This window comes from Photobacterium salinisoli (genome assembly GCF_003614885.1).
Lineage (GTDB): Bacteria > Pseudomonadota > Gammaproteobacteria > Enterobacterales > Vibrionaceae > Photobacterium > Photobacterium salinisoli.
This window is the reverse complement of record NZ_QZMS01000007.1, coordinates 58,520-74,828: the sequence shown is the minus strand read 5'-3', so window position 1 is coordinate 74,828 and position 16,309 is coordinate 58,520. Positions and strand designations below refer to the sequence as shown.

14 protein-coding genes are annotated in these 16,309 nt (G+C 48.4%); 4 read left to right on the top strand and 10 right to left on the bottom strand.

What is annotated here, in order from left to right:
- The first annotated feature begins 351 nt into the window (after positions 1-351).
- Both D6M16_RS01025 and smrA read left to right on the top strand, forming a co-directional pair.
- Positions 352-492: a DUF3149 domain-containing protein gene (locus D6M16_RS01025; RefSeq protein WP_120510182.1), complete on the top strand. Its 141-nt coding sequence runs from the start codon at positions 352-354 to the stop codon at positions 490-492.
- Positions 493-610: 118 nt separating this feature from the next.
- Complete coding sequence (smrA, locus tag D6M16_RS01020) at positions 611-1,192, top strand: DNA endonuclease SmrA (protein WP_120510181.1); 582 nt, start codon at positions 611-613, stop codon at positions 1,190-1,192.
- A 24-nt stretch (positions 1,193-1,216) separates the two neighbouring features.
- Here smrA and D6M16_RS01015 read toward each other — a convergent pair whose 3' ends face one another.
- The 3 genes from D6M16_RS01015 to ushA all read right to left on the bottom strand — a co-directional run bounded on the left by D6M16_RS01015 (position 1,217) and on the right by ushA (position 4,174).
- Complete coding sequence (locus tag D6M16_RS01015) at positions 1,217-1,831, bottom strand: LysE family translocator (protein ID WP_120510180.1); 615 nt, start codon at positions 1,829-1,831, stop codon at positions 1,217-1,219.
- A 58-nt stretch (positions 1,832-1,889) separates the two neighbouring features.
- Entirely contained in the window at positions 1,890-2,363 is a 474-nt protein-coding gene (ybaK, locus tag D6M16_RS01010) for a Cys-tRNA(Pro) deacylase (protein WP_046221529.1), read from the bottom strand.
- 143 nt (positions 2,364-2,506) lie between these two features.
- Complete coding sequence (gene ushA, locus D6M16_RS01005) at positions 2,507-4,174, bottom strand: bifunctional UDP-sugar hydrolase/5'-nucleotidase UshA (RefSeq protein WP_120510179.1); 1,668 nt, start codon at positions 4,172-4,174, stop codon at positions 2,507-2,509.
- A 641-nt stretch (positions 4,175-4,815) separates the two neighbouring features.
- Here ushA and D6M16_RS01000 point away from each other — a divergent pair.
- Positions 4,816-6,699 carry a methyl-accepting chemotaxis protein gene (locus tag D6M16_RS01000; protein ID WP_120510178.1) on the top strand — a complete coding sequence of 628 codons (1,884 nt, stop codon included), beginning with the start codon at positions 4,816-4,818 and terminating at the stop codon, positions 6,697-6,699.
- Between the two features lie 63 nt (positions 6,700-6,762).
- On the opposite strand, the gene D6M16_RS00995 is transcribed toward D6M16_RS01000, so the two are convergent.
- The 5 genes from D6M16_RS00995 to D6M16_RS00975 all read right to left on the bottom strand — a co-directional run bounded on the left by D6M16_RS00995 (position 6,763) and on the right by D6M16_RS00975 (position 12,089).
- Positions 6,763-8,127, bottom strand: coding sequence for a Na+/H+ antiporter NhaC family protein (locus D6M16_RS00995; protein WP_120510177.1), 1,365 nt, complete (start codon positions 8,125-8,127; stop codon positions 6,763-6,765).
- 142 nt (positions 8,128-8,269) lie between these two features.
- On the bottom strand, positions 8,270-9,133 hold the full coding sequence (locus D6M16_RS00990; RefSeq protein ID WP_162940889.1) for a DMT family transporter: 864 nt from the start codon (positions 9,131-9,133) through the stop codon (positions 8,270-8,272).
- The gene (locus tag D6M16_RS00985; RefSeq protein WP_205576814.1) at positions 9,123-10,079 is read right to left on the bottom strand and encodes a DUF6024 family protein; all 957 of its coding nucleotides are present in this window, start codon (positions 10,077-10,079) and stop codon (positions 9,123-9,125) included. The genes D6M16_RS00990 and D6M16_RS00985 overlap by 11 nt, the downstream gene beginning before the upstream one ends.
- Complete coding sequence (locus D6M16_RS00980; RefSeq protein WP_120510174.1) at positions 10,072-11,271, bottom strand: HAD hydrolase family protein; 1,200 nt, start codon at positions 11,269-11,271, stop codon at positions 10,072-10,074. Before D6M16_RS00980 ends, D6M16_RS00985 begins: the two co-directional genes overlap by 8 nt.
- Before the next feature lie 107 nt (positions 11,272-11,378).
- Positions 11,379-12,089 (bottom strand): hypothetical protein, encoded by a 711-nt coding sequence (locus D6M16_RS00975; RefSeq protein ID WP_205576813.1) that lies wholly within the window; start codon positions 12,087-12,089, stop codon positions 11,379-11,381.
- 514 nt (positions 12,090-12,603) lie between these two features.
- On the opposite strand from D6M16_RS00975, the gene D6M16_RS00970 reads away from it, so the two are divergent.
- Entirely contained in the window at positions 12,604-14,487 is a 1,884-nt protein-coding gene (locus D6M16_RS00970; protein ID WP_120510173.1) for a methyl-accepting chemotaxis protein, read from the top strand.
- Between the two features lie 109 nt (positions 14,488-14,596).
- On the opposite strand, the gene kdsA is transcribed toward D6M16_RS00970, so the two are convergent.
- Both kdsA and D6M16_RS00960 read right to left on the bottom strand, forming a co-directional pair.
- On the bottom strand, positions 14,597-15,448 hold the full coding sequence (gene kdsA / locus D6M16_RS00965; RefSeq protein ID WP_120510172.1) for a 3-deoxy-8-phosphooctulonate synthase: 852 nt from the start codon (positions 15,446-15,448) through the stop codon (positions 14,597-14,599).
- 44 nt (positions 15,449-15,492) lie between these two features.
- Positions 15,493-16,305 (bottom strand): SirB1 family protein, encoded by an 813-nt coding sequence (locus D6M16_RS00960; protein ID WP_120510171.1) that lies wholly within the window; start codon positions 16,303-16,305, stop codon positions 15,493-15,495.
- Positions 16,306-16,309 lie beyond the last annotated feature (4 nt).

Below are 16,309 nucleotides of genomic sequence, written 5' to 3'. Positions count from 1 at the left end.
AAGTTTTGTTACTGCTTTGAGTTTCGCTCCAGAGGGTCTCTCTGGTCCGCTATTCTCAAAAGCCGGAGATGCGCTACCAAACTGCGCTATTCACCGACAAAAACGAAACGCTGATGCGATTCAAGGTGGCCTATAATACTGGCTAATTTACCGAACGCAAGAGGAGGAGCAGAAATTTTCCTTTCCTCGCTGCTACTTGCTTAGGAATGCACCAGTTAAAACAGAATATTGCTGAGAGCCACAAAAAAACACACCAATAGCGATGATTCGATGATGGATTGATCCAGATCATCAGCCCATTCGCCAAGGCCCATTAAGCTTGAATTCAGTTTCCCAGGCAGAGGACATCACATGGAATTTTGGCTAGATTTACTCTTTGGTAATCCGGTTGGCCTATCATCAATGATAGTGATTTTCGGTGCATTGGGGCTAATGCTCTTCTATGGTGGTTATTTTGTCTATAAAGCTATGAATGCAAAGCCACAAGATTAACCGTTCCGTTATCTCCAATCTTCTTTGAATCCTGAGGACTCTGACAGGCCCGGGATTCTTTTTTTTCTTGCCAAGCCACGTATAATCTTTCCTACCGTCCGCAGTAGAAAAACACACCATGTCCGATAAAGATGAACTGGACCTGTTCCGGGAAATGATGGCCGATGTGGCCCCGCTGGAGCAGGATAAAGTGGCCCCAGAAAAGAAACATCAGATCACTGACGCCCAGCTCGCCCGGCAAGCCGCAGCGCAGAGCCTGGCTGACAGCGATCCGGAATATTTATCGCTGGATTATGCCGCTATGGTCAAGCCGGATGACATGCTGGATTACAAACGTGACGGGGTTCAGGACGGTGTAATCCGCAAGTTAAGGCTGGGCAAGTACGATATTCAGGCCCGGCTCGATTTGCACCGCAAGACGCTGAAAGAAGCCAGAGACGAGGTGCTCGGATTCCTTAAGCAGTGTCAGCGAATGGACATACGTACCGTGCTTATTGTGCACGGCAAAGGTGAACGTTCAACGCCTCCGGCTTTAATGAAAAGCTATGTCGCGACCTGGCTGACCCAAATCAGTGATGTGATGGGCTATCATTCTGCGTTACGACAGCATGGCGGAAATGGTGCCCTTTACGTCATGCTGAAGAAAAGCCCTGAACGTAAGCTGGAAAACCGAGAACGGCATCAGAAACGTCAGAGCTGAAGCTATCAACTGGTGGCAGTGTGCTTATCCCTGCCACACCACCCTGAGTGCCAGCATAATCAGCACCACGCCGGACAAACGATCGATCAGCTGGGCGCGCGTTTTCAGTGTTTCTAACACCGCTGGCCGGGACAAAACCAACGCTATCAGCGTGTACCAGAGGCCATCTACCAATAAGGGGGTGGCAACAATAATCGCTCTCTCACTGATACCGCTCCCGACAGCCACAAACTGACTGAACAGTGCAAGAAAAAACAGCGCCAATTTAGGGTTCAGCATAGAGATCATCAGTCCATCCCTGGCTGCACTTCCCATACTTGCGGGTTCGCCCGCCGCCAGTTTTGCCGCAACTCCCCCTTTCGAGCGCAGGGCATTGATCCCCAGATACGCCAGATAAGCGGCGCCAGAATAGGTAATGACCTGAAAGAGTGTTGGCGACTGTTTGAGGACAACCGCCAGCCCGAGCAGAGTCAGTAAAGCATAAACACCAACGCCAAACGCATGGGCCCAGGAAGTCACAATGCCATGCAAGCGCCCGCCAGCCAGACTGTGTTTAGCCACCACCGCTAAACTTGGCCCGGGCGACATTGCCCCTAACATACAAATCATCAGTAATGAAAGCCAGATACTGAAGGTCATCCTTGTCTCCTGCGGCCGATACTCAGCCTGTCGTAAATGGAATAAATTGTTAGAATAATTAACGGGCTAACGCCGCCAATTGACCACAGGTCAGTTGCAACAGATCCTTGGGAGCCAATTCTATTTCCAGTCCCCGGCGACCCGCACTGACACAGATAGTGTCATAGTCCCTAGCTGAATCATCAAGAAAAGTGGGCAAGCGCTTTTTCTGGCCTAAAGGACTGATCCCCCCCACTATATACCCAGTTGTTTTTTCAGCTATGGCGGGATCGGCCATTTCCGCTTTTTTGGCCCCTGCGGCTTTTGCCGCCGATTTCAGATCCAGCATGCCAGCCACAGGTACTATGGCCACCGCCAACTGCCTGGGATCGCCATTACAGGAAAACAGCAGAGTTTTGAATACCCGGGCCGGATCCTGCCCCAACACCTCCGCCGCTTCCATGCCAAAATTGGTATTGTTCGGATCATGCAGATACTGATGGACTTTGTGAGCAATTTTGTGCTTTTTTGCGAGATTTATAGCGGGTGTCATCCTGTCCTCCGGCATAATTATCGTTACCCACTATAGCTAACAGGTATCTTCCCGCCAAGCCAGTATCTGCCCTGAGAGCAATAAAAAAGCTCACCTGCCTGAACAAGTGAGCTTGAATCTGCATTACAGAGCCTCAGTAGCAATTAACGGTACATAATCTCGCCGTTAGGCTCGAACGCATGAACATTAATCGGGCTGTTGGCTTCCAGGTAATCTTTCAATACTTCCGCATCAACAAATCCGGTATTCACGTAGCCGGAATGATCAACCAGCTTAGGGTAACCGTCGCCACCGGCTGCATTAAAACTGGGCACTGTAAAGCGATAAGTTTTGCTTGGCACCAGCGCTTTGCCGCCTATTTTCACGTTGCTGATTTTGCCGTCCAGGATATCCATGGTAACACCATAGAACTGCGCATATGCCCCTGAATCGACAGGCTTGGTCGCCACAGAGCCCAGATAGTCCAGCACTTCGGCCCCGGTCATATCGGTATAGGTCACCATGTTGCCAAATGGCTGTACTTTCAGCACATCTTTATAAGTAATGTCACCGGCAGGAATCGAGTCCCGGACACCACCTGAGTTCATCACCGCAAAATCAGCTTTGGCGCGCTGCATGTGAGAGGCGGCAATCAAACGTCCCAGATTGGTTTGCTGGAAACGCACAACATTACGGTCGCCTTCCAGTTTGCCATTCGACTGGGCAATCTTAATATTCAGCTTCGCCTGACCGCGCTCCTGATAGGGTGTCAGGAAGGCTTTCACCGTGGGATCCTGAGGGATCTCCTGCTCAATAAAGACTTTCTCTGACTGGCCGTCAGCCAGCTTAATTTTTTTCTTCAGATTAACCGGGATCAGATCGTAGCTGACCATATTCAGCTCACCGTTTCTGAACTCGAAATCAGCGCGGCCCACATACTTGCCCCACTCGTGCGCCTGTACAATCCAGGTACCGTTTTGCTGATCTGGTTTGCAATCCTCGCCGGGGTTAAATGACGGATTGGCCATATTCGGCCCTTCCATACAAACAGGTTCCTGAGAATGGCCACCGACAATCATATCCAGATCGCCCGGTTCAAGATATCGCGCCAGCGCAACGTCTCCCGGCGCATTCACACCATGCTTACCGTTGGCATAATGACCCATGTGGGTAGCGGCAATAATCAGATCCGGTTTTTCCGTCTCTTTCAGCTCAGCGATGATTGCTTTGGCTTCCGCTTTCGGATCACGAAATTCAATACCACCTATGTACTCTGGGTTACCGATTTTGGCGGTATCTTCAGTGGTCAGGCCGATAACGGCAATTTTGATCCCCTGTCGCTCGAAAATCTGGTATGGCTGGAACAAGCGCTTACCTGTTGCCTTGTCATAAATATTGGCTGACAGCATAGGGAAGTTAGCCCATCCTTCCTGCTTGCGCAGCACATCGAGCGGATTATCAAATTCATGGTTACCCAGTGCCATGGCGTCGTAGCCAAGCATGTTCATGCCTTTGAAATCGGGCTCCGCATCCTGCAGATCCGATTCAGGCACACCTGTGTTGATATCGCCGCCAGACAACAGCAGGCTGGTACCGCCTTCTTCTGCCACTTCTCTTCTCAGGTCATCCAGCAAGCTCTTGCGGGCCGCCATACCGTACTCACCGTCGCGGTTATGCCAGAAACGTCCATGATGGTCATTGGTATGAAGAATTGTCAGCTTATAGGTTTGGTCTGGTTGCCAGGTGTCGGCTTGTTCCTGGCTAGCACAGCCAGCCAATACCATCAGCAATCCCGCAGACAAGGCAGTGCGGGTAAACATTTTATTTTTCATTTCATCACCTTACACAGTCAACTCTCATGGCTCACCTCCTTTCCTTGGCGGTGGCTGTGGCCAAAAACAGCGCTCAGTGTAAAGTAATCAAATGCGAGGTGGCAGGCGATTTCACCATAGTGTTAATTGGATCACTATGCAATCGATATCATTTTTATTTTTGAATGACATACACCAAGTTCATATCAGAAAACGCGACTTTCAGTATCTGATTCAAACACTGATATCCGAGATAGCATGCGCATCCCGGCATCATGACATTACGAAATAGTTGATAAAATACCTTCTATCTAAGGAAACACGGTCAACACTCCAAAAACATAAGTTTCCAGACATCGCGCCCCCTTTTCCGTACACCACATCTTTAAATAACACGACAATGTTTAAACCGTTTTTTATTCACAAAAAAGACCACCAACCAAGATATTGAATTAAATATTTAGAATTTAAACTTACTAGGCAAACTTTTAATCCAAAAAACGATAACATTAGTCACACCTAATGTTTAAGTTTATGGATCTAGCCGTCGTTTAAAGATATTGAGTTCTAATGTTGTTTTCCCTGCCTCATCTTTCACATTTTCATGCAACATGATGAGAGAACATGGTAATCAGATTCCGTTCCATCCATTGAGACCACTCATGAAACTAACCCTAAAACAAAAACTCATAGCCGCCAGCTTATCTGCCGTTGTAGTTATGGCTACCGCTCTGACCTGGCTGGCTGCAAGCCAACTTCATGAACAAACCCAAAACAGTATTTTTGACCGGGCTGACAGCCTGAGCAAAACAGCAACCAAAGGGATCAGTGACTGGATTAATATCCGACGTGATATTACCAGTGCCGTCAAACCTTATGTAACCGCTGCAGAACCTGTTCCTTACCTGCAACAGGCACGGGATGCCGGCAACTTTGATTTAACCTACTTCGGTACGCCCGCCGGAGACATGGTTCGTTCTAATCCGGAGCGCAACCGCGCTGGCTATGATCCCCGCGTCCGCCCTTGGTACATTGATGCTCAAAAAGCAGATCAACCAATCATTACCACTGCCTATCTGGATGCGATTACCAATGCACCTATGGTGACACTAGCTCAACCTGTGAAGCAAAATGGGCAGTTGGTTGCTGTCATCGGCTCTGATGTTCTGATTGATCAGATGATTTCGGATGTGATCAGCCTGGATGCCGGTGATAATGCTTATGCGATGCTGCTCAATACTCAGGACAACACATTTTTAGCGCATCCAAACAAAGCGTTACTGCTTAAATCCATCAGCCAATACGATTCAGCATTAAGCATGAGCATCATTCATCAAGCGGTCAGCACCCGGACCCTTGTCAATGAAACCATCAAAGGTAAAGAGAAGCTGCTCTACTTTACCGATGTCCCTGGTACTCCGTGGATTTTAGGTCTGGAACTGGACAAAGCGACAGAAGAAGCCAGCCAGAGCGAGCTGCTGACCCGGCTGATCTTTGCGTCAATCGTGATTACGCTGGCTGTGCTGGCAGCTGTGGCCTGGCTGGTCGGTTACCTGTTTCGTGATCTGGGCCGGGTGTCTGAAGCACTGGCTGAAATTGCGACGGGTGAAGGCGATCTGACCCAGCGTCTGGAGCCGCGCAGCGATGATGAAGTCGGCCAGCTGGCCCATAATTTCAACCGCTTTGTCGGCAACATGCACGGCATGGTAATGCGCCTGCGGGATGTGTCTCAGTCACTGAACTCTCAGGCACATCAGACAGCTTCTCAGGCGGAAGAGCGCAGCACCCGCATTCGCCACCAGCAGGATGAAATCAACATGGTTGCGACCGCCATAAACGAAATGGCTGCAGCCACACAGGAAATCGCCGGCAATGCTGATAATACGGCCAAAACATCGGCAGAGACCGTTGAGGCTGCACAGCATGGTGCCGAGCAAGTCGATCAGAGTCAGAGTTCAACCACCAGTCTGGCCCGCGAAGTTGAAACGGCAACAGACGTCATTAGTGAACTGAATCATCACTCACAGAGCATCACCACGATTCTGTCAACCATTCAAAACATCGCTGAGCAGACCAACCTGCTGGCATTGAATGCTGCGATTGAAGCGGCCCGTGCCGGAGAACAGGGCCGTGGTTTTGCCGTGGTTGCCGATGAAGTGCGCGTTCTGAGCCAACGCACACATGCGTCGACACAGGAAATTCAGCAAATGATTGAAACCCTGCAAAAAACAACTGGCAGTGCCGTCGGTATAATGAGTGACAGTCGTCGTCTGGCGGAAACCAGTGTGGATGATGCTAATTCTGCCTCGGCCAGCCTGGCACAGATAATTTCTGCGGTTACCAATATCAGTGATATGGCCACGCAGATTGCATCGGCTGCGGAAGAGCAATCCTCTGTGACCTCAGAAATCACCCGGAATACTGAGAGTATCCGCGACGTTTCTAACGATCTGGCTCAGGAAGCGGGTGTAGCGGCACAACAGGCAGCGCAGTTGTCTGAACTGTCGCACGAGTTACAACAGGAAATCAGCCGCTTTAAACTGTAGTCATTGACTCTGTTGCTTTGAAAAACACCCCGAACTGGGGTGTTTTTCAGCCTGGAGTGCCGGTTAAGCTACCGCTGTTCTCGTTTGCTGGTGCTTTATAAATATCGCTATCAGTGCACTGGCCGCCAGAAAGAAACAGTAATAGGAATGGCTGACAACCGCGAGTGGCGACAGCCCGAATACCGAACCCAGCAAAAGCGCCTGCGCACCATAAGGAAGCACGCCCTGGATAACACATGAAAATATGTCCAGTAAGCTGGCAGAACGGCGTGGCGTAACGGCATTTTGTTCTGCCAGTTCACGGGCAACGCCGCCTGCGACGATAATGGCTACTGTGTTATTGGCGGTGCAAACATTGGTCAGGCTGACCAGTCCTGCAATACCCATTTCGCTCGCTTTTTGCGATTGCTCACCGTCCGTTTTTTTACCGAAACCGCTGATCAGTTTACTGACTAACAGCGTCAGAAATGCCAGGCCTCCCTGACGGCGCATCAGCTCACTCATACCGCCTATCAGCAGGGATAGCAGGAAGATTTCCTGCATGTTACCAAACCCGGCATAGATATCTTTGCTCCAGCTGGCCAGACTGTAATCAGACACCGAGCTCAAACCCACACCGCCAGCCAGAATAATACCCAGGCTCAGTACGACAAAGACATTCACGCCAGATACAGCAAGTACCAGGATGGTGACATAAGGCAAAACCTTCAGCCATTCGATGCTGGTGACAGTCGGTGCATCAGAGGGTGTGGAGTGGAAAAGAAACAGCAAGATGGCCGCCAGTGCAGCTGGCAACGCAATGGCGATGTTCTCGCGGAACTTATCGCGCATTGCACAGCCCTGAGAGCGAGTCGCGGCGATAGTGGTATCAGAGATAATCGACAAATTATCGCCAAACATGGCACCACTCAACACGACACCGGCAGTCAAAGCAATATCCAGATCGGCTGTATCAGCAATGCCCAATGCCACCGGCGCTACCGCAGCAATTGTGCCCATTGAAGTTCCCATTGCCGTAGCAATAAAGGCAGCGATGACAAAAATACCCGGCAAGATCAGGCTGGGGGGTAATAAAGACAGACCGAGATTGACGGTTGCATCCACTCCTCCCGTGGCTTTCGCGACGGCTGCAAACGCACCAGCCAGCAGATAAATCATGCACATAGCTATGATGTCACTGTGACCCACACCACGCATGAAATCTTCGATAGTTTTGTTGAGCGCATCTTTGCTCAGCACAATAGCCACCAGGATGGCAGGCAGAGCCGCAACCGGTGCCGGTAACTGGTAGAAGGCAAAATCGACCCCCTGCCAGGTCAGATAGCTGCCCACACCGATAAAGAGAGACAGGAAAACCGCCAAAGGCAACAGTGCCAGCGCGGAAGGAGACGGCGAATCTGAAAGTGTGTGTGGATTGGCGTGCAACATTATCTCTACAGGGCATTGTTTCGAATTGGTCGCATAGCCTAAAACTTACATCCAAACGTGTCAACATCCAGACGTCTAAACATCCATATGCAATTAATACTCCAGAGACTTATCCTGATACCACCTACTGGTGCTTCGCCAGTTAAGCCACCTGTCTCGTCGCATGCCGAATATTCATTAAGCCACTGATAACAATCAGTAATGACCCCAAAATAACAAAATTATCAGGGATATCATCCCATACGATATAACCAATCACGCCAGCCCATACGATACAGGTATACTGCATCATACCTGTGACTGAAGCCGATACCCTTTTCAATGCAAGGAAAATGCACAACTGCGCAAGCCCGGCACTGAGGCCACAAAGAATGAACAATCCCAGATCGCTCCACGTAGGTACAGTAAAACTGTTGGTCAGCAGCAACCCGGAGGCCAGAATATTAAACAACATGCCATAAAACAGGACAGCAGCCGGGCTTTCTTTTGGCCCCATCTTTCTCATCACGATAGTATTCAGAGCAAAGCAAAGGGCAGCCGCTAAGGCACCAAGTACACCAAGATTAAACGTCACCATTCCCGGGCGGAGCACGACTATCGTTCCTGCAAACCCGAGGCACACGCACAGCAGCTGATAGACAGAAATGCGTTCAGCAAGAAAAACCGGTGATAGCAGGCAAAGCAGTAACGGACCGGTTAAAATGATTGAAAAAGTGTCAGCAAAATCCATTTGGCTAAAGGCAAATAACGCTGAAAACCGCATGGCGAGAATAATGATCCCACGAGCGAGATGGTATCTGTACTGCGTGGTTACCAGTACTGATGAAAGACTGTTGCCATTTAACATGAATATAATGGGGATCAGACTGAATACAGAGCTGAAAAAGGTAATTTGGGCAAAACTGTAGTCTGAAGAGAGCTGTTTACCCAATGCATCCATAACACTGAACATCAGAAAGCTGAAAGCGGCAAGCAGAACCCCTAAATGGCGCCCTTTATTTAGCATGGTTATCCTCATCAAATATTAACCGGAGCGACTGATAAAACGCCTCAGAAAAATCGACATTGCCGCGCATGTTATCCGTCATATGACAGACTGAAATACGCAGCCTATGTGTATTTTTAATTGGCTTACATGAAAACAATGCCGCCAGCTTTTGTCTTAACACCGGCGACTGACACTCAAGTACCACCATGTGGCTTTTCCCGGCAGAAATCACTGTTACACCATTACGATTTAGCAGCGCCTCAATGGCGGGTGAGATGTGGATAAAAGCATTATTGAAACATTGCGGATGAGCGGAGGACAGCCGTTTGTCCAGCGCCATCAAGTCCCGTAATGAACGGGCACCGTTACTGGCTGTGTCTAAGGTCTTACTGAGCAGTTGATTTAGCGGATGTGATTTCTTGACAGCCAGCAAAGCAATACCGATATGCAGCCCGGCATGCTTATGAAGAGGCGCAAAGAAAACATCCGAGTGTTTGATCAGATCGCTATGGTGCACGGTCGCAAATGACTGCGCACCGTCCACAGCCAGTATTGAATGGCCATGCAACTGACCTAAATCAATAAGATTACCTGTAACCGGAGACAGGTGTGTCACCAGTTGTATCTCAGGTTGCCTACCGCTTATATTCCCTTCAGAGAATAATTGAAATAAAGACTGGTATTGCGGGTAATGCTGTTCATCAGCAAAATCAATATTGACGCTAACCTTATTTAACTGGCAGGCAAATAAAAAGTTGACCAGACTATTCGTGGTATTAGTGAACATAAATAAATCATGTTCAGGGCAGTACATGTTTCTCAGTTTTTCCTGAACATCCAATTTCAGTCGGTAATAGGACTTATAGTATGCTTTCCCTTCCATTCCCGGGCCAAGAGCCTTGACGAGATCAGGGTGTATCGATGAAGAATCAACTAACATTCTTGGCTTGGTCACTTTATTCATTGCCCGCTAAATACAGTCGTATTTTATCAATGATATCATCATCATTTCGGACCAAGCGTGATACATTCATGCTACTTTCTAATCCGAGCAACTCATTACCGATGACATAACCTTCAGAAGCATTCGATAACAACGTAAAATCATTGTCATCATTGCCAAAGCAGATAAGGTTATAATGGCTAATTCCGCTGATGAGATTCAGCGCTTTATATTTGTCTGTGAAATCGCAATTCAACTCAGCTGTATCATCACCATGAAAGTTAAATGCGATACCATCACTGATACTTTTATACAAGGGCATGAGTTTCTTCTGAATATTCTCTGATCGGCAAGATATTTTTATCACACCCAGATCCCAGCTCGAACTCGCTTTATCCAATGTCAGTTTATCCTCGTAGGCAAGCATTTCCGGGAACAAGGACTCATCACCCTGCATTGCAAACTTATCCCCGTACTCGAGAAAATAGCTTACCTTCATTTCATCGAGAAACTGAACTATGGTATTCACGTCTTTTTGCGACAAACCGGACACAAGCGTCTGCTGATGCATTTCATCTAGAATGACTGAACCATTGCAGCAGATGACAGGGACTTCACGGCTCAGATTGCCTAATGCTTTTCTCGCCCCCCTGGGAGCTCGGGATGTCGCAAATGCCAGACGGGATGATGACCCATCTTTGATTGTCTGGAGGGCAGCTTTCATTTTGTCACTGACAATTCCGCCGTCAGCAATAGTGCCATCAATATCAAACACCAGCATATTAGGAAGATCGTTATTGATTTTCTTCCCAGACTTCCTGACTAACCCATTTCTGATCAGAGAAGGAATAACATCAATAGCAAAAACACTGCCTATCGCGACGCCATTTTCCAGGTGTTCTCCATCCATCCAGGCTATTTCTTCAATTTCAGAACATGGTTTCGGCTGACCGAATATCTTTACAATATCTACTTCAATCTCTACCAAAGTGTCTTCAAAAGCACTTTTTCGAGTAAATGTGCCAAAATATTCAGCGCTCACCAGCTCTACGCCGAGCTCTTCGTTTAACTCCCGTTCAAGGCACGCTTTTTTCGTTTCACCGTCTTCGGGTTTACCGCCCGGAGAGATAAACATATCTGTCCCTTTTTTCCTGACCAGCAAAATTTGCCCGGCTCGGCATATAACAGCAGCATATTTTTTTATCGTTTTCATTTCCAGAGTCACTTTTCTCTCGAAAGTCAATAAGAGTGCCGTATCAACAGCACTCTTACATCATTAATGCATCGTCAAACATATCAGATACAAACGTATCAATGCGTTCAGGATGCTTTTCTCAATGCTTGATAATTTTTCAGTTTACCTGACAGAAAATGAATAATGTCATCGCAAAGACTTTCCTTGTCCGCCAGATATTCCAAAATGGTTTCATCAGAAGCGATGGTGGCTGAATCGCCAAAAATCGACACACCTTCCAGTGATTTTGTCGATAGTCCTAATTGCAGCAGGCGATACTTTACTTCATCTTGTGACTGGGCCATGTGATAAACAGGACTGTTATAGGTAATACCGAACCGTTTCATATAATCGACGAAATATTCTTTTGCGACCAAACGCTGCTCTGGAAATTCTTTCTGGTATTCAACGATACCGTCATTAATAATATCGATACCATTTCGAGTGCAATAATCGATCACGTGGGCATGAATCGCCATTTTTTCACCCAGCAATATCAGGTTCTTTTTATACTTGGCAAAATCGCTTTCAATATTCTCTATTGCAATACTTCTGAAACTACCACTGATATCTACCACTTCATGCGTTAGCACTAAATCGCCAAATCTGTATTTCAACTCCTCTACACGTAAAGGCAATAGCTTTCTGTGTAACCCGCAACCACTATTAGCGGTAAACAAATGAACCGGAATACCATTTAGCATTAAATAGCTGGCGGCAAGGGTACTGTCTCTGCCCCCGGTAAACATAACCAGTTGCGGTTTTTTATCACATCCATGATTTGTCTTTATACTCATTGTTACATCCTTGATTATGACCAAACAGGCGGATGCTATATTCAACTATAACAATAGTCAACAAGGTGCATTACTGATAATTATGAAGTTAATGCCTGAATTAAAAACACTTTAAACATTAACAATAGGTATGAGTATAGAAATCAATCATTTAAAGACTGATGAAATTAATATTATTTCTATCACTATAAAACAGATAATAATATATTGTTTTATTTTTACGTTTTCTCTCTGGCACATTGGCTGTTACTACTGTGAGACCCAACCGAACAAGATATTGTCCTTTTTCTTGCTTTTTATGTCCAGGTACTCACTACAGGTGATCTTAAGTGACAAATTTTTAACCAAAAAACCGTCAATAATCAGTCACCTTAAAAAGTTAAATTTCCATATACAACCGTCGTATAGCTATATAGAATTCTCCGTATTGTTTTTCTTCATTTGTCACAATTTTTGTGCAATGAAAAGTAAATAATATTGATATCAGCTTCTGTTCCATCCATTGAGACTCATCATGAAACTGACCCTAAAGCAAAAACTCATAGGAGCCAGCTTATCTGCCGTCGTGGTTATGGCAACCGCGCTGACATGGCTGGCCGCAAACCAACTTTATCAACAAACGCAAAACAGCATTTTTAGCCGTGCCGACAGCTTAAGCAAAACCGCGACCAAAGGGATCAGTGACTGGATTGAGATCCGCCGCAGTATCACCAGTGCTATCAAACCTTACCTGGAAACCTCAGACCCTGTGCCATACCTGCAGCAGGCGCGCATCGCCGGTGGTTTTGATGAAATGTATTTTGGCACTGCTGCCGGTGAAATGTTCCGCTCCTACCCTGAGCGAAACCGTGCAGGTTACGATCCCCGTCAACGCCCCTGGTATATTGATGCCAAATCGGCGAACAAGCCTATCATTACCACCGCCTATCAGGACGCCATTACCAACGCGCTGCTGGTCACTCTGGCTGAACCGGTCAAAAAGAATGGCCAGCTTGAGGCCGTTATTGGTTCTGATGTACTGATTGATCAGCTGATTTCCGATGTGATCAGCCTGGATGCCGGTAAGAATGCTTACGCCATGCTCATCAACTCGCAGGATAATACTTTCCTGGCGCACCCTAATCAGTCTTTGCTGCTTAAACCCATTAATGGTTACAGTGAAAATCTGAGCATCAGCCAAATTCAGCGTTCAGTGAGTAACAGAGCGGTATTGAACCAGACGATTCAGGGTGTGGATAAGCTACTTTACTTTGCACAAGTTCCTGGTACGCCGTGGATCCTTGGGCTGGAAATGGACAAGGCCACCGAAGAAGCCAGCCAGAGCCAACTGCTGAGCCGCCTAATTATCACCTCCATCATTATTACTCTGATTGTGCTGGCAGCGGTCGCCTGGCTGGTCGGATTCCTGTTCCGTGACCTCAGCCGTGTCTCTGACGCTCTGGCTGAGATTGCCACGGGTGAAGGCGATCTGACCCAGCGCCTTGAACCACGCAGCGACGACGAAGTCGGCCAACTGGCACATAACTTCAACCGCTTTGTCGGTAACATGCATGGCATGGTAACGCGTCTGCGTGATGTCTCTCACTCTCTGACGTTGCAGGCGCATCAGACAGCCTCCCAAGCAGAAGAGCGCAGCACACGCATCCGCCACCAGCAGGATGAAATTAACATGGTGGCAACCGCCATCAATGAAATGGCGGCCGCCACGCAGGAAATTGCCGGTAATGCTGATAACACGGCACGCACCTCAACCGAAACGGTTCAGGCGGCAGAACACGGTGCCGAGCAGGTTGACCAGAGCCAGAACTCAATTACCAATCTGGCCGGTGAAGTGGAGACAGCCACAGACGTCATTGGTGAGCTCAATACCCATGCGCAGAGCATTACAACCATTCTGTCGACCATTCAGAATATTGCTGAACAAACCAACCTGCTCGCGCTCAACGCTGCCATTGAAGCTGCCCGTGCGGGTGAGCAAGGCCGTGGCTTTGCCGTTGTGGCTGATGAAGTCAGGGTCTTGAGCCAACGCACCCATGCTTCTACGCAGGAAATTCAGCAAATGATTGAAACCCTGCAACAAACGACAGGCCGCGCTGTCGGCATTATGGGCGACAGTCGTCGTCTGGCTGAAACCAGTGTGGATGATGCCAATGCCGCTTCTGCCAGTCTGGCGCAAATCATCTCGGCCATTACCAATATCAGCGACATGGCGACTCAGATTGCGTCCGCCGCTGAAGAGCAGTCATCTGTAACTTCTGAGATCACGCGTAACACCGAAGGGATCAGAGACGTTTCTAACGAGCTGGCTCAGGAAGCGAGCGAAGCGGCGCAGCAGGCATCTCAGCTGTCAGAGCTGTCTCACGAGCTGCAACAGGAAATCAGTCGCTTTAAGCTATAAACAGCATCAAGCGGATATAACAAAGGGGGTGTCAGTCATGACACCCCCTTTTAGTTTGCTTCAGCTCCTCTCAGACAGTCAGCCTGATCAGGTTCTGCCAATAACAGCCTTATGCGATATCAATGGCTTCGAAGCTTTTTACCAGGTCATCAAGCTGTTTGATCTGGTTCAGGAAGGGTTCCAGTTTATCCAATGGGAATGCGGAAGGGCCATCACAACGAGCGGCATCCGGGTTAGGATGCGCTTCCATGAACAGACCGGCGATTCCTGCAGCCATACCTGCGCGCGCCAGCGTCACCGTTTGCTCACGACGGCCACCGGAGGCAGCGCCCAGCGGATCACGGCACTGCAAGGCATGGGTAACGTCAAAAATGATCGGACTGCCTTTGGAGGCTTTCTTCATGACATCAAAGCCCAGCATGTCCACGACCAGGTTATCGTAGCCGTGCAGCGCACCACGCTCGCAGAGAATAATCTGCTCGTTGTGACATTCAGCAAATTTCTCAACGATATTGCCCACCTGACCCGGGCTCATGAACTGCGGTTTCTTCACGTTGATGACGGCACCGGTTTTGGCCATCGCTTCAACCAGGTCGGTCTGGCGTGCGAGGAAAGCCGGCAGCTGAATCACATCCACCACGTCGGCAACAGGCTGGCACTGATATTGTTCATGAATATCAGTAATAATTTTCACGCCGAAGGTATCTTTCAATTCCTGAAAGATTTTCAGGCCTTCTTCCATGCCGGGACCACGATAAGAATGGACCGAAGAACGGTTCGCCTTATCAAAGGAAGCCTTAAACACATAAGGAATTCCCAGCTTTTCAGTCACTTTGACATAGTGCTCACAGATCTGCATCGCAAGATCACGCGACTCCAGCACGTTCATGCCACCAAACAGCACAAAGGCTTTGTCGTTAGCGACATCGATGTCGCCAATACGAACCACTTTCTGTTCCATGATGCTACTCTTCTTCTCTGTCATTTGGTCTGTTCCGCAGGCTATCAGTGAAGCACCTGCGGGTTTGCATTCAAGACTTTCACTTGCAGTTTCAGCAATTCTGCAGCCGGATCTTCCGGACACTGCTCAATAAAATAGGCATAGTCCATCGCGGCGGCATGGCTGCACTCTAATTGCTGGTAAATATAGCCGCGATCGCGAATTTCATGGGGATCGCCCGGACGCAGCGACAAGGCCAGATCGCTGCAGCGTAATGCATCGGCATACTGCTCTTCCCGCAGCAAAGCACTTTTTAATACCGTCAGCCATCGTGCCAGTACATCGGTATGGCTGGTGGTGGTGAGATAACTTTCGCGCCAGGGTGCCAGCGGACCTTTGTGTCCTCGCAGCCAGGCACTGAGTGTCTGACGGCTGACAAATTCACCGTCAAACGGATTAATAAACTGAGGCTCACTGTTGGGCCAGTCGACACGCAAAATATACTGGGTGGGGAAAGCCACACCGGTGACAGGTAATTCCAGATGCTGAGCCAGATAAATCATAATGGCGCCCAGACTGACAGGAATGCCCTTACGACGTTCAATCACCTTGTCCAGATAGGCATTTTCAGCCGCATAGTACTGATGGCGATCACCACAGAAACCCCACTCACGATAAAACAGGCGCAGCAGCCCCTCTAGTCTCAGCTGTGGATTGGTTTCTGACATCAATGCCGCTTCGACATCTTTGGCCATTTTTTGTAATTGATGGCGTACCCAGGCCACCGGAAAATCCGGCTCCAGATCCACCATGATCTCAATGGCACCCTCTACCAGCGCAGACGCCTCGAAATCTCTGTCTTCATCTGAGAAATACATGTCT

What these genes read in the sequence shown, in the direction of transcription:
- D6M16_RS01025 (WP_120510182.1), top strand. Translation starts at nt 352, where the DNA reads ATGGAATTTTGGCTAGATTTACTCTTTGGTAATCCGGTTGGCCTATCA.
- smrA (WP_120510181.1), top strand. Translation starts at nt 611, where the DNA reads ATGTCCGATAAAGATGAACTGGACCTGTTCCGGGAAATGATGGCCGAT.
- D6M16_RS01015 (WP_120510180.1), bottom strand. Translation starts at nt 1,831, where the DNA reads ATGACCTTCAGTATCTGGCTTTCATTACTGATGATTTGTATGTTAGGG.
- ybaK (WP_046221529.1), bottom strand. Translation starts at nt 2,363, where the DNA reads ATGACACCCGCTATAAATCTCGCAAAAAAGCACAAAATTGCTCACAAA.
- ushA (WP_120510179.1), bottom strand. Translation starts at nt 4,174, where the DNA reads ATGAAAAATAAAATGTTTACCCGCACTGCCTTGTCTGCGGGATTGCTG.
- D6M16_RS01000 (WP_120510178.1), top strand. Translation starts at nt 4,816, where the DNA reads ATGAAACTAACCCTAAAACAAAAACTCATAGCCGCCAGCTTATCTGCC.
- D6M16_RS00995 (WP_120510177.1), bottom strand. Translation starts at nt 8,127, where the DNA reads ATGTTGCACGCCAATCCACACACACTTTCAGATTCGCCGTCTCCTTCC.
- D6M16_RS00990 (WP_162940889.1), bottom strand. Translation starts at nt 9,133, where the DNA reads ATGCTAAATAAAGGGCGCCATTTAGGGGTTCTGCTTGCCGCTTTCAGC.
- D6M16_RS00985 (WP_205576814.1), bottom strand. Translation starts at nt 10,079, where the DNA reads ATGAATAAAGTGACCAAGCCAAGAATGTTAGTTGATTCTTCATCGATA.
- D6M16_RS00980 (WP_120510174.1), bottom strand. Translation starts at nt 11,271, where the DNA reads ATGAAAACGATAAAAAAATATGCTGCTGTTATATGCCGAGCCGGGCAA.
- D6M16_RS00975 (WP_205576813.1), bottom strand. Translation starts at nt 12,089, where the DNA reads ATGAGTATAAAGACAAATCATGGATGTGATAAAAAACCGCAACTGGTT.
- D6M16_RS00970 (WP_120510173.1), top strand. Translation starts at nt 12,604, where the DNA reads ATGAAACTGACCCTAAAGCAAAAACTCATAGGAGCCAGCTTATCTGCC.
- kdsA (WP_120510172.1), bottom strand. Translation starts at nt 15,448, where the DNA reads ATGGAACAGAAAGTGGTTCGTATTGGCGACATCGATGTCGCTAACGAC.
- D6M16_RS00960 (WP_120510171.1), bottom strand. Translation starts at nt 16,305, where the DNA reads ATGTATTTCTCAGATGAAGACAGAGATTTCGAGGCGTCTGCGCTGGTA.